Raw genomic sequence first — 13,383 nt, forward strand, 5'->3', positions numbered from 1 at the left:
AAATGGAAAACCTAACTTATGAAAACCAATTTTATGCTATTTTGGAGAAGACCGGTCCTGTAGGACCGTCCCTTCGCCATGAACTCCAAAACATTATAGAGATCCAGTCCATTAAGAAAGGAAAAATCCTTACGTCACAGCCTTTTGATCTGCATATCCTACTGGAAGGCATGGTGATCAAACGCCATGATTACAGCGTCGCGGGACATATCCGCTCGGAGGTACTTGATTTTATCGGCTCAGATGAGGCGATCTATCATACGCTCAGCACGGGTGACATTTATTTTCAGGCCGAACTGGACAGTATGGCCATTCTGATCCGTCAGCCCGATATTGTCAGCATTGTCCAGCAGCACCCCCGGTTTTCCGAGCAGCTCAACGCCTTTCTCGCCCACCTGCTGTCGGAGCGCACCTTTCGGGGCGGGCTGATCAACATGAGCTCCAAAGAAAAAAAAGAAGCATTCAAGCGGCATTATCCTGTTGCGGCACGCTATTGCCGCATCAAAGATATCTGCTCTTTTTTGGGGATCAACCCCAATACCTATTCGAGTTTATAGCTCCAAAGGAGGAATATAAAATGAAAACCTCAGAAATATGAAGTCATTTTCTCATAAATATGAGATCTGACAGGCTGATTTGCTTACTAACTTTACTGTAGTTGATCGGGCGGACAATTACGGATGTCTCCTCTCCCATTGGTGATTGGATGATTGATCAACATATAGGCAAACAAGATCAGGTAATGACGGGGCCAGGCACAGAAAAAAAGAAATTGCGCACCCTACATATACCTGATATAAGGCCGGAGAAATGAAACAAAAATGATGACAATGAAGCAGGCACAGACAAACGGCAAAGGACAGGGTGACGGGCATCAATCGACGGGATGCTCCAGCTGCTCACCAGTGGGCAACGAGCTATGGGGCCATGCAGCTATGCTGCGGGAGGGTGCGCGTCACCTTGCGGAGGATCAATGGATCCTGCCGGGAAGCTGTTGCTGCGCCGGGCCAGTCAGAGACCGACATGGCCGTAGGTTTACCACTTTCCCGCCTGGGCGGTATAGAGAAAATGGTCTGGCAGAATAAGGAGTCCCATCGCCAGACCAGAGCGTCCGCTATGGGCGGACGCGGGGCCAATGTGCTGTCCAACGTTTTGACCGATATGGGGCAGCAGCATTGTGATCAGTTTATAAATCTAAAGTTAGAAAATTTAAATCATACAGTTATGGCATGGTTTTCATTAATTGATCCCTCCAATCCTGGGCAACCTTCGAGTTACCAACCGGTGGGATCGCCAAGTTGTTCTGGAAATAATCAGATCTGTGCAGTTCAGGCAGATAATGACGGTAGCAACCATCCTGAAATCACGGAAGATCTGAGAAATGAGATGCTTACAGCGCTCAACACCAGAACTTCTTCTACAAACGTTCAGTTGAAAGCTTAATGGGATCATCCATTAAGTAATTAAAGGGGCCACGCGTGGCCCCTTCTGTGTCTATGGTCTTTCCTCCATTAAAAAAACAGTTGTTTCCCTATCCTCTGCAACCAGCTGAAGACCACTCTGCCTGAGCATATTATTTAAAGACTTGAATGAATCCCATTTTCCGCTATGCATCTTCCTATTTTTATCCACCTCATTTATAAGCGGTGGAAAATCTACGTTTAAGTCTGCCATAAAAGCAAAATCAGACACAAAGGAACGCATCTGTGCAGTATCTACGGTGGCTGGCTCCCCTTCCCTGATCACCCAGACCGGCATCTTTTGTTTTACAAAACTGGTCCGGACATTGTACCAGCTGTCCAGATCCTGTACAATGGCCATCATGCGATCAGCAGGTCTGTCAGTTAAACGGGCCGTTCGCTCATAGGAAATACTATTTTTAATTTTCCAGTCCTCTTCGAAAAGTTCAACATCCGGATTGTGGATAAAACGATCCTTATCGCGGACCATCAGCTTTATCCGCGAAGGCTTCATAAAGGGTAATTTCTGCATTTTTCCATAGCAATAGAAATAAAACGGCAGTGCCGTGACATTGACCGCGTAATCACGGATAGTCCCATCCGAAGAATCCACCTGCACGCCAAATTTTGTATCGGCATCCTCCAGGTAGCCTATGATACCTGAATATGATCTGGTACTGTCTGTATATCTGGGCAGGAGCGGTATCGTATAATCAAATTCCAGATAATCGTTTTTTATGGGAAGATCAATAGTTTTATTGTTCAGCAGTTCCTCAATAACCTTTTCATTGAGATACTCGCCATAGGTGACCGCAGCTACTTTCCCCTTATACAACCAGACCAGATGGGGCACCGTACGATGCGGGAACATCCGGTTGAAAACCGTATCGTCCACAACAAAATCCAATGATAAATTGTCAGGGTTTCCAGAACGTTTTAACGCTTCGGTCATAACATGCCTGCTTTCATAGGCCACGGGAATAATTTTCAATTGCCCGGAATAAGACTCCTGAAGTTTTTTAATTTTAGGGATGGATGCCAGACAATTCGTACAGGTACTTGTCATAAAATCCAGGACAACAAGGTCTTTTTTATACGCGGACAATTTCTGCCCCTGTCTGCCATTCAGCAGTGTCCCTATATGCAGATCCTCCACAGCCTGACCTATTTTTGGCAGATCCATTTCCTCAACGGCTTTATGCTGGGCCACTGCTGTCCTTACAGAACAATAGACGACCATCACCATACACATCAATTTATATATACCTTTCATAACTATCTTTTTGTTTGTTGTAGGGTTGAGTTTTCTAAAACAGCAAGCGGAATCAGCATCGTGTACCTCGCATCATTTGGAGGCAATACATATTCCTTATTTTCTATATTTCGATAGAGAGCCTGTGCCGTCGAAGGATCCAGATTGAGGCGCTTCAGATCCGGCCAGCGGCGCTGCCTCATGATCAGCTCTTTCCTACGCTCCATTAAGATAATATCCAGCAATTTTTGAGGATCTTTCTCGGTAATGGGTGTAAACTGCGACTTGACCCAGCGAGACCTGCGGAGCATATTGAGATCCATTAAAGCGGAATCGACCTTTCCCGTCCTTAGGTAACCTTCGGCACGCGAGATCAGTATTTCATCTACCGCCGGGCCACTGAAAGGGGCCTGATTGAGCTGACCGTCATAGTTTCCTTTGTAGGAATAGGTTCCGTCGCCATTTTTAATAAAGAAAACCGCTTTCCGCAGATCGGCATCGTCATATTTTTCCATCAGTGTACTGTCCACCTTCCATCGTGTCCGGGTATACGTGGCACTCCCTACAGCGATAGCCTGAAAAATCACCTCCTTATTGAATCTTGCTATGGGGCTGTTGCTTGCAGCGTTGAGCGTTTCAAAATCCAGCAGGTCAGATTTTTCCCGGAGACAGGCATTGGCATATTGTACAGCTCTTGGATAATCCTGCAGATAAAGATAGATTCGCGCCAACAAAGCATTGGCGGCAACCTTGGTCGGGGTAGAAGGCACATTTCCAGTAGGTGGCAACAATATTGCTGCGTCATTCGCGTCCTGCAATAGCTGCTGATAAAATTCACCTATGGTCGACCGTTCTACCCTATCCTCGATATTTGGCGTTTTCCGGTACGGAATAGCTTCGCTGTCTTTATTGGTACCGTTGGTTAACGGTATCGGCACAAATAATTCGCCCAGTGAAAAATGCGCGTAGGCCCGAAAGAAAAGTGCTTCACCTTTTAATGTTCTAGACTGCTGGGTTTCATCCAACGTTTTCAACACATCCAGCACCTGGTTGGCCACATATACTTTTTTATACTGTGCGGACCACTGGGTAGCTGGCGGGGTAATGTCCGTGTTCCAGACAAATAATTCCTTATCCTCAACGATGGAAACAGACTGCCAATTGGAGCTGGTCATCATAAAATTGTCCGATGCCAGTTCGCCTATATATGGATAGCCCTGATTGAGTATACTGTAATTATTCAACAGGGCACTGCAGTCTTCTAAGGTCGTGGGCACTGCTTTGCGCAGGTCGGGTTTCATATCGAGGTATTTTGTACAGCCCAAGAATGCTGTAAAAAACAAGATAGACACTGCCGCCCTAAATAGATTTATTTTTTTCATGATAGATTCGTTAAAGTGAAATATTTAGTCCCAGGGTATAGATAGCCGGTAAAGGAATTGCCGTACCATAGTCGGAATCTATCCGATATTTTGCTTTCTTCCACAGCATCAGACCTATATTGTCGGCATTTAAAAATAGGGATGCCTGCCTCACCCCCGGTATTTTCCCCTTTAGGTTGTACTCAAGATTGATATCTTTCAGCTTGATAGCGTCACCCCGTTCCACAAGGACATCCGAGGCCTTATAAAAATTCTCCATCGCCAGGTTGAGCGGATACATAAAAGCGGGCACATCAGTGATGCGTTCATCACCCGGTTTTTGCCAGCGTCTGTCATAATCCTCATGCGACATCCAATAGTTTGCAAATGCCAGTGCACTCACCCCCGTACGTCTGAAGAAAAACTTAAATTTATACTGTAAGGTGAAGGATAGTTTAAAATCGGACAGCTGCACTGTATTTCTCAAAAAACCATTATATAATGGAACTGCTGATCCCATAAACCGCACATCATCTATCGACACCGAGGTGAGCTTTGAATAATCCTTACTTACTTCACCAGCTAGGTATCCCTGCGGAGCGCCAGTTTCGGGATCAAGACCAGCAGAGCGATAAGCATAGATGGCATACAGGTCATTGCCGACAATAGGATTGGGCACAATACCGACGTCCATATAGCTTGACACGGAAGTAGACCTATAGTTATATTTTTTTGTAAAGTTCCTATTGAAATTGATGATCCAGTCGGTCGACCATTGGAAGCTGCCGGTTTTTATGTTTACTGATCTGATGGAGGCCTCCAATCCCCTGCTGACAAAGCTGGCGACATTCAGCACCTGATTATCAAATCCAACGGTAGGATCCACATTTGCCCGTGCGACGATATCTTTACCCTCTTTGCGGTACAGATCTATAGCACCGGAAATACGCTGGTTGCGGGAAGCAAAGTCGATCCCAAAATTTAGTATTCCCACACGTTCCGCCCGGTATCTGGGATTGGGCGGATTGACCATATACCCATAGGGCAAGCCTGTGATACTGTTTGTACCGCCATATTCCATCGTCGGATAAGCCGAGTAATCATTTACCGCCTTACCGTTATAGCCATAGGTCATCCTGAGCTTTAGGTACGGTAGAAAAGAAATTTTATAAAAAGGCTCCTGCGAAATATCCCAGCTCAGTCCGGATGACCATAGCGGCTGCCATTTGTCATTTGTCGATACACCAAAGAGATTAGAAGCATCCTGCCGGGCACTGGCACTCAGCACATATCTATTTTTGTAGGTCAGCGAAGCATTGGAAAAAACAGATAAAAACCGCTGCCTATATTCCTCGAGCATAGTGCCATTTGGGATAACACCCGATCCGGCGAGTCCACCCAGCAGGGGAAATGTACCAAGAAAGTCGACAGGCTGATAGTTCAGTGTTTCCCTATCGTATCCATACAATCTATTGCCATCGATCCTGTTCCGAAAATCCTTCAGCTCAGCGCCAAGGATGCCGCTGACCCGAAAAAGTTCCCCTTTTCCAAACGATCTGTCGAGCTGCGCATTCACGCGCAGGTTATTGGCATGAACTTTTCCATCCTGCGTGGTATAGATATCCCCCATTGGAATGATGTGTTTTAGTCCCGCAGTGTGGGAATATTGGGAGAATAGGTTAATATAGTGCTGTGTAAAATAGGACTGCAGGCCCTGCCAGTTTGTAACTTTATTTGTTGACTCCTGATATTGGTAGTTCAGCATCAGCTGCAGGTATGCGTTGATCTTAAATTGCCCGCCCAGATTGAGCATGATATCGGTTGTGGTATTTACATTTTCACTGGCCTGCAGTTCGTTCTCCGGATTATATCTTGCAGGGAGCAGCTGCCCATTAAAAAGTGTATCGATAAAAGAACCTTTAAACGTCACTGTTTCCAGGTCTCTAAAATTTCCGTTGTCATCCACTAATCTGATATAAGGGTAATTGGACCTCCCGTCACCGGAATACAGCGCACCATACGCTATTGAAGATTCGCTGCCCAGGTTCTTTGCGCTGCTGCGGCTCAGTACGGTACTCAGATTTAGCTGTAGGCGCTGGGTCGGCCGTGCATTAATGGCGGTGCGAAAGTTATAGCGGTCACCCGAAGAGGACTGCAACGAATTGAGGCTCTTGTTGTATCCTCCGGAAGCTACAAAATCCAGGAGGCGGTTTCCACCTGAAAAATTAACATTGTACTGTTGATTGAATCCCTTGCGGTAGATGTATTTCAGGTAATCCTTTCGGACATCCTGTGCCGAAAAAATAGCTTTCTGCCTGTCGTAGGTATCCTGATCAATTCTGTTCTTTTTCAGCTCATCCAGGAGCTGCACAATTGGGGACATGGTCCGCTCGGGCGCAGCCAGCTGCCAGTCATAAAACCCCTTATCAAAAAGAAACTCTTCCATTTCAATAAAAGACCGGCTGCTCGCATCAGGCCTATAGAACAGGTCCGGCTTTTCGGTCAGCTGTAGGTTAATATTCGCATCGACCCTTGTCGTTCCTGTTGTCGCTCCCTTTTTTGTCGTCAGTACAATAACACCGTTACCGGCCATTGACCCCCATATGGAAGCTGCTGCGGCATCTTTTAGGATCGTAACATTTTCGATATCATTAGGGTTGATGTTCATGATATCGCCTTCGTATGGAAAATTGTCCAATACGATCAGAGGACTTGCTTTACCATAGAATGTTGTACGTCCACGCAGGCGCATCTGCTGCATCAGGGTACTTGCGGTGGAGCGTTTATCAAAGATAAATGACGGGGAAAGCCCCTCCAGACGGGATAGGATGTTTGTCGATTTATTGATATTGAACTGTTCTTTATTGATCAGTTCAAAGCTTCCCGTTGCCCGTTCCTTGAGGATCTTCTGGTAGCCCGTAGAGACAACTTCTACCTCTTCGAGCTGATTTTCCAGAGGGATGAGACTGACATTCAATGGTTCGCCGGTGGCATATACAGTTTCCAAGGCTTTGTATCCTACATAGGTAAATTTTACTTTACCACTTCGGTTCTTTACGTGCATGCTAAAAGAGCCGTCTTTTTTGGTAGATGTCCGCAGGTTTTCGGTTTCTACACGCACGGATACGCCCTGCAAAGGCTTTCCCTCTGTAGCTGAAACTACAGTCCCCTGCAATTCGAAACCCTTAAGCCCATCAGCCCCGCTATCCCTGCGGGGCGTCTGAGCTGATAAACTAAACATATGAAACATTACAATACTCAAGAAGAGGACTGACAATTTTAAGCAGTTCGATTTAGTTTGTTTTGGGCAGGAGCATTGTGTACCAATAGGCAGTTCACTCCCACCCTTGTAAAAATGAGTCATTTTTAAAGGTATTAATAGGGCTGTGACCTGCTGGATTAGAATTTCGTGTGATACTTACAAACGCATCGCCTTTGCTCCTAAGCCTAGCTTAGGTCACAAATAAATAATAAGGTTAATAAAAAATCGAAGGGCGTTTGAATGGTTATTTTCCAAGGTATATAGTAGGATCGTCACGCTCTTTACGATTAGAAAAGTCCTATGGACTTTTCGGCTCGGGAGCTACTCCGGAGAACGGACTAAATTTTTGTACAGTTGTTTTTTCATACTCGTTTTTATTGGTTAAACGAGTCTTTCAAGATGCGTCCTAAAAGATATGGGGACTACATCCCGTAGTTCCAAAGATTTCTCAGGTCTTTACGTTTCCACGGGTAAATAGCAGTGCCCCATATTATGCAAATATAATATTTTACAAATATACGGGGCATTTAATCTGCCTCTTGCGGAAACGACCTGAGAATGGAACTGCAAGACTCTTAAATTAAATGCAATAATATCTAATCAAAAATATTGTAAAAAAGCGATTATACCAAGCAATTATAGTTGTATTAATTTGTTTTTTGGTTGTATTTTATTGTTTTTTAATAGTAAAATACACTATATTTGTATATTATAAACAATGAAAAATGAAGATAAATCCAACCAAAAAAGAAAGCATTGGCCCGAAAATTAGAAAACTGCGCCAGATTAAAGGGCTGAGTCAAAAGATGTTTGCGTCAGAATTGAGCGTTTCACAACAAGCAGTTTCAAAACTTGAAAATAGCGACACAATTAATGAGGAAACATTGCAAAAAATTTCAGATGTTTTAGGAGTTTCTATCGAAACAATTGCTAATTTTGATGAGGACGCTGCGTTCACAAATATTATCGAAAAAAATGAAGTAATCAATCAACGATGCGACATTGTGAATAATTTTGATTCTACTGAAAAAATAACAGCGTTATATGAACGGTTACTTGAGAGCGAAAAAGAAAAAAATGCTATTCTTAAACAATTACTGGAGCTAAAAAATAGTTAAATAATGGAAAACACATCTATCAATAAATCAAGACACCAAGGAATTCAATTGAAAAATGTATTGGAAATTTTCAAGATCCCTTTTGACGTTGTAGCTCGAGACCTTAGCATGGAATTAAAGGATCTGATCTCGATTTTTAGTCAACAAGTCTTGGATTCACAAACTATTAAGCTATTTTCCGATTACCTTCAAGTTCCCGCTCACGTTATAACCAACTTTAAAGATGATATGAGTTTCAATACAACCATATTATCAGAAAATAACACGGTTATAAATTATAACTATTGTATTAATCAGAATTCCGTTGAGAATATCGCTAAAATATACGAGATTGTTAAAGAGCTTATAAAAAAGGAAAGGGAAGGATCATAATTATTCGTCGATAAGATTGAAATAAACTGTCTCCAAAAATAATTGACTATTTTTTACCTATAGTATTTATGAATACAGACCCGAAAGATATTTATTCCGAGTTAACAACGGGCGGAGCACTATATAGTGTAGATTTCGGATAAACTGACCATACACGACAATACCATTGCCTACGCCTATAATTTCAAGTGCAGTTACGATCCGCTGGACAAGGTCATCGAACTCTATGAGCAGCTATTGGAAAGCGAAAGGGAAAAGGCCAGATTGATGAACAAAGATTAAAGCAATGGAAGCTAGCGGCAACGTACGAACTCTTTCCAAAGGTCAGAAGATCGAGCAGATCAGAAAACTGATGGGCATAAGCCAGGCTGAGCTCGGCAGGAGGCTCGACATCAGCAAACAGGCGGTCTCAAAGATGGAACGGGCTAGAAAGATCGGGCAGGAAAAGCTTGCTAAAGTAGTCTATGCCCTGAACGCACCTACCGATGCCATTGAGAATTTCAGTCAGGATAGGCTGGTGTTTCACATACAGAATATGTACGACAGTTCAACTGCCTGCGCCCACAATTTAGAGTGCAACTACAATACCCTGGACAAGGTCATCGAACTCTATGAACGGCTTCTCCAGCTAGAAAAAGATAAAGTGCAGATTCTAAAAGATAAACTAAAACAACAAAGCCCAATCCGATAAAGATTGGGCGATATTAAACTCGGTACCATTACACTTTTCAGCGCAAATTAAGGGCTCCTAGATTATTTTTAGCTTCCCAGCCTTTATTAAACCTATTCTCGAATCCCTCACCTATATTTCCTAACAAATTAGTACCCTTCATGACAATATTATTTGTAAACACTATAGGAGCATTAAATTCACAATCAAAAAAATTGAAAAAATCAGCAAAAATATTCTGATCAAAAATCAATGGAACGTCGTTATGTCCTCCCATTTGATAATCAATATATCCTTTAACAATACAACATCTTAACGTTAGCCCTTTGACAAACCAACAGGAATGTATATTAAATTCCTCTATAACACAATTTTCTATTATAATCTCTGTATTTAATTCAAAACAGGCAATAAGGTCAATACATTTTATTGTACAATTATTTACTTTTAAGATGCTACTTTGAGCTAAATAAGCTTGATCAATCAATTCTATACTCTGATTCTCTATTTCCATAATATATCTCCAAATTTTACAATTACTCCATCGCTAACTCTATTTGACACTCCTGGATACATATTTACGGACATAATTTCGCCATCTTTAACAAAGGCCTTGAATGATTTTTGAATACCGTTTATAGTACCTATTAAAGTATTATCACCAGCCTTTAGCATGGATTTGTTATTTTCAATTAGTTTAAAAGCATTTTCTACCAAAGTTTCCCCAGAAACACCAAGATCATTATGTCGCCCGTTTGCAAGCGCATGCTTTTTAAATGCTTCTTTTACGCCAGCCCTTAGTTTTAAGCCGCTTACAACAATCTCATCAGCGGCAGATGACATCATTTTTGTTCCAAGTCTATATTCACTTAGATATCCTGCTGTAAACAACTCCGCTAAAGAAGTACCAAAATTTATTGCGGCAAGACCATAACGACCGTCAGCAAGATTATTACCACTTTGGGCAGCAGAGCCAAGTACGGGAAAATGATAAGTCCATGTTGGCCACCGGAAATTGAAATTGCTCGCACTTCTCCAAACATCAACAATAGGTCCCATAACACCTCCACCTGTGGTATCTGCCGCCATTCCAGTAGGATCAATCATCAGGATAGGATTGTTCATCCCATAGTTATATGGTGAAACATCTTCGAACATGTCCGCCAATGGATCCACCACATTCCATCTGCCTATTTCAGCATCGTAAAAACGCGCACCGTAATCGTATTGGTCTCCAAGCTCGCCCTGGATCTCCTTGCCATTATAAAGATACCTATTATTTCCACCAGCCACAACCTTGCGCTTGCCAAACGGATAATAATTATCCCGCTGTACCACATCAACAGCCGTTGCACTGGCTCCGCGTTTTAACGTTGTCCGAACATTACCTAAGTGATCCGTCAGGTTATAATGATAAACATAGTTTGTACCACTCTTTAGTGCATAGCCCACTGGATTATGGATAATATCAATAACGCCATTGTTGTACTCAATGCCATCAATATAATCCCTAGTAGTAGTCACTATAGTTGTTGTACCTATCTTGGATACCTTTTGTAACTTCTGGCCTGTGGCATCATATAAGAATGCTACATTCGTACCGGTTTTCACTGCTGTCTGTGGAAGGTTCAGATAATTGTACGTGAAAGCCATACCCATCCGGTCGGTCTTTGCATTACCATTGGCATCGTAGGTGTAACTACCTGTCAATCCGCCGCTCAGACCGGTAAGTTTATTGCCTATATAGGTATAAGTGGTCGCAGTTAGGGCGTCCCGTTTGAGCGTTTTGATATTGCCCATGCCAAGGTCATCGTAGGTAATCACTTCCGACATACTTGCTGCTCCCGCTGGTGTGCTGGTACCACTGGTAAGCCGGTTCAACTTATCATAGCCATATTCGAAGGTACTGGTAGTACCACCATTGGTAAACCGCCATACCGACTGCGCGATATTACCATTATACTGCCGTACAGTACCGCCATCCTGGTACATCAGTGACTGTGTGTAGTTTTTTGAAGCAATCCGCTTGGTCCAGCCACGTTCATTATAAGTATAACTTGTTGTATCCACATAGCCGGATTCGATTGCAAGCTTACCCATGTATTTTGTCTTGAGCTGGCCGATTTCATTGTAGCTATTGGAGGCCAATGTGACCTCAGCCTGTGCACCTATTTTTTCCTTGGTTGATATCAGTCGTCCTACATGGTCATAGTCGTTCGTGGTAACGATAGTCGTTGCTGTTCCCGTTTTAGGCGTATGAACACGTGTGCTGGTCAGTAGTTCTCCCGGAAAATTATAGGTATTGGTCACATAGTCCTTGCCTTCAAGATGGTTCTGGGAAGCCGTCTGGATCACCCGACCGTAATCATCGTAATACATCACCGTTAATAGTGGTGCTGTCCCGTCTGTTCTAAATACTTTAGTACCGGTCTGCAGTGACTTGATCTTTGTACTTTTTGTGATCCCACTGGCAGGTAGTGTCGTCGCTCCGGTAAATGTATAGTCATCGTAGTAGTTGACAATTAAAGGCTTTATCGTGATGCCCGTTCCTGCCAGTGGAAATGTCGTAGCCGGTGCAGGGTAGTCGGCTCCCGTGCGTGTCTCCCACAGTGGGCCGGTCGCTGCATCGACAAGTGCACTCACGTCTGCTCGTGTCAGCTTCACCGTATTGGTATAAAGCCCACTGGAGGTACTGCGCCCAAAAGCATCGTAACGGCTATATGTCCATTCCTTGCGGACACGTTGATTTGCATCCTGACTTAGAACGACCTGGTCATTCTTGTTGTAAACAAGATATTCCCAGCCTTTGCCCGGAATCTTTTTCTCCACAAGCCGGCGCCACCCATCGTATTTATAGCTATAGATATAATTGTCAAAATTGGGATCAGCAGCGAGTTCCGTAAAGCTTGTCGCGGTGACTGCCGGTGGGATCACATACCGAAGGTCGCCAAAGTCATCGTATACATAATACGTATTGAGTGCCTTGGTTTCGCTTTCCCAAACTCTTTTGAGTACCACCCGGCCTTCAAAATCTTTATATTCGTCCACAGACCCGATACGCGCTGTTGTATTGACAGTGTTCTCATCCCGCAGCGTCGTGCGGTAAAGTTTGCCTGCCGCATAATTCGCTGTACCGCTGGCTCCATTAGCCGTCACGGTCCACAGCTTGACAACATCGAGTCCTGTAGCGGTGTTGGTGCCGTAATCGGTCTTTACCGTATGCCCCGTACCTACAGTTGGTAGTGGTTGCCAGGCTGCTCCCGGTGCTCCCTGCTCTTTCACCCTATTCAGTGGACTGTTCTCAAAGACAGTCACGGAATAGGGATTGGGAGTTTTCACCACTGCGGCATCCCAGGTATTCGCTGTGGCATAATAGGCCAGCTGGTCGGCCTTGGCTGTCGTTTTGAATGACCCGTCGCCCGCTAAATTTTTAACGTGCGGTAAAAATTTCGTATTTTCTCTTCCAAACCCGTCATACTCGATGTACTGTACAATATCCTTCATCGTCGGACTTCCCTTGGTGGAGACGGACTGTACTTTTCTTCCCAAGCCGTCAAAATATTCGATCTGCTGAATGAGATCCGCAGTAGTCGGAGCGGTAGGAACCGTCGTATAGGGCTTTCTATAGCTATTCGTAATGATATAATTCTGATTTGCACTCGGCGCAGAATTTAGCGGCTGATGGACAATACTACTGATGAAGATCCGTAAATTTTGGCCCGATGCGACCTGAAACCCCGGTTTCAGCGTGATACTGCCGGTCGCTGAAATTTCATCCTGACCGTTATAGACATCCAGCACCATATCCTGTCCATATGACCGGCTTACTGCAACAGTGCAAAGGCTGAGAAGCAATGAATATAATTGGCGCATACTTTTCTTTTTTGG

10 protein-coding genes are annotated in these 13,383 nt (G+C 43.8%); 5 read left to right on the forward strand and 5 right to left on the reverse strand.

The genetic code is table 11. The annotated features are described in order from the left end of the window. The first annotated feature begins 2 nt into the window (after positions 1 to 2). Together B4G94_RS22995 and B4G94_RS23000 are read left to right on the forward strand one after the other, a co-directional pair. A complete protein-coding gene (locus B4G94_RS22995; RefSeq protein WP_286862256.1) occupies positions 3 to 557 on the forward strand; it encodes a hypothetical protein in 555 nt (184 codons plus the stop codon). 307 nt (positions 558 to 864) lie between these two features. Continuing rightward, on the forward strand, positions 865 to 1,443 hold the full coding sequence (locus B4G94_RS23000) for a hypothetical protein (protein ID WP_286862257.1): 579 nt from the start codon (positions 865 to 867) through the stop codon (positions 1,441 to 1,443). 51 nt (positions 1,444 to 1,494) lie between these two features. Here the strand turns inward: B4G94_RS23000 and B4G94_RS23005 are convergent, their stop codons facing one another. The 3 genes from B4G94_RS23005 to B4G94_RS23015 are packed head-to-tail and all read right to left on the reverse strand — an operon-like array spanning position 1,495 to position 7,314. Next, positions 1,495 to 2,733 carry a TlpA family protein disulfide reductase gene (locus B4G94_RS23005; protein ID WP_286862258.1) on the reverse strand — a complete coding sequence of 413 codons (1,239 nt, stop codon included), beginning with the start codon at positions 2,731 to 2,733 and terminating at the stop codon, positions 1,495 to 1,497. 2 nt (positions 2,734 to 2,735) lie between these two features. Next, positions 2,736 to 4,094 (reverse strand): RagB/SusD family nutrient uptake outer membrane protein, encoded by a 1,359-nt coding sequence (locus B4G94_RS23010; protein WP_286862260.1) that lies wholly within the window; start codon positions 4,092 to 4,094, stop codon positions 2,736 to 2,738. A gap of 10 nt (positions 4,095 to 4,104) precedes the next feature. Then, positions 4,105 to 7,314, reverse strand: a complete 3,210-nt coding sequence (locus B4G94_RS23015) for a SusC/RagA family TonB-linked outer membrane protein (RefSeq protein ID WP_286862262.1) — start codon at positions 7,312 to 7,314, stop codon at positions 4,105 to 4,107. A 746-nt stretch (positions 7,315 to 8,060) separates the two neighbouring features. Here B4G94_RS23015 and B4G94_RS23020 point away from each other — a divergent pair. The 3 genes from B4G94_RS23020 to B4G94_RS23030 all read left to right on the forward strand — a co-directional run bounded on the left by B4G94_RS23020 (position 8,061) and on the right by B4G94_RS23030 (position 9,516). Continuing rightward, positions 8,061 to 8,453, forward strand: a complete 393-nt coding sequence (locus B4G94_RS23020) for a helix-turn-helix domain-containing protein (RefSeq protein ID WP_286862263.1) — start codon at positions 8,061 to 8,063, stop codon at positions 8,451 to 8,453. Positions 8,454 to 8,456: 3 nt separating this feature from the next. Continuing rightward, positions 8,457 to 8,825, forward strand: coding sequence for a hypothetical protein (locus B4G94_RS23025; RefSeq protein WP_286862264.1), 369 nt, complete (start codon positions 8,457 to 8,459; stop codon positions 8,823 to 8,825). A 286-nt stretch (positions 8,826 to 9,111) separates the two neighbouring features. Beyond that, entirely contained in the window at positions 9,112 to 9,516 is a 405-nt protein-coding gene (locus B4G94_RS23030; RefSeq protein WP_286862265.1) for a helix-turn-helix domain-containing protein, read from the forward strand. 37 nt (positions 9,517 to 9,553) lie between these two features. Here the strand turns inward: B4G94_RS23030 and B4G94_RS23035 are convergent, their stop codons facing one another. Together B4G94_RS23035 and B4G94_RS23040 are read right to left on the reverse strand one after the other, a co-directional pair. Further along, positions 9,554 to 10,009, reverse strand: coding sequence for a hypothetical protein (locus B4G94_RS23035; protein WP_286862267.1), 456 nt, complete (start codon positions 10,007 to 10,009; stop codon positions 9,554 to 9,556). Beyond that, the gene (locus tag B4G94_RS23040) at positions 10,000 to 13,368 is read right to left on the reverse strand and encodes a DUF6443 domain-containing protein (RefSeq protein WP_286862269.1); all 3,369 of its coding nucleotides are present in this window, start codon (positions 13,366 to 13,368) and stop codon (positions 10,000 to 10,002) included. The genes B4G94_RS23035 and B4G94_RS23040 overlap by 10 nt, the downstream gene beginning before the upstream one ends. Positions 13,369 to 13,383: the final 15 nt, after the last annotated feature.

The organism is Sphingobacterium sp. UBA7625 (assembly GCF_002484085.1).
Classification (GTDB): domain Bacteria; phylum Bacteroidota; class Bacteroidia; order Sphingobacteriales; family Sphingobacteriaceae; genus Sphingobacterium; species Sphingobacterium athyrii.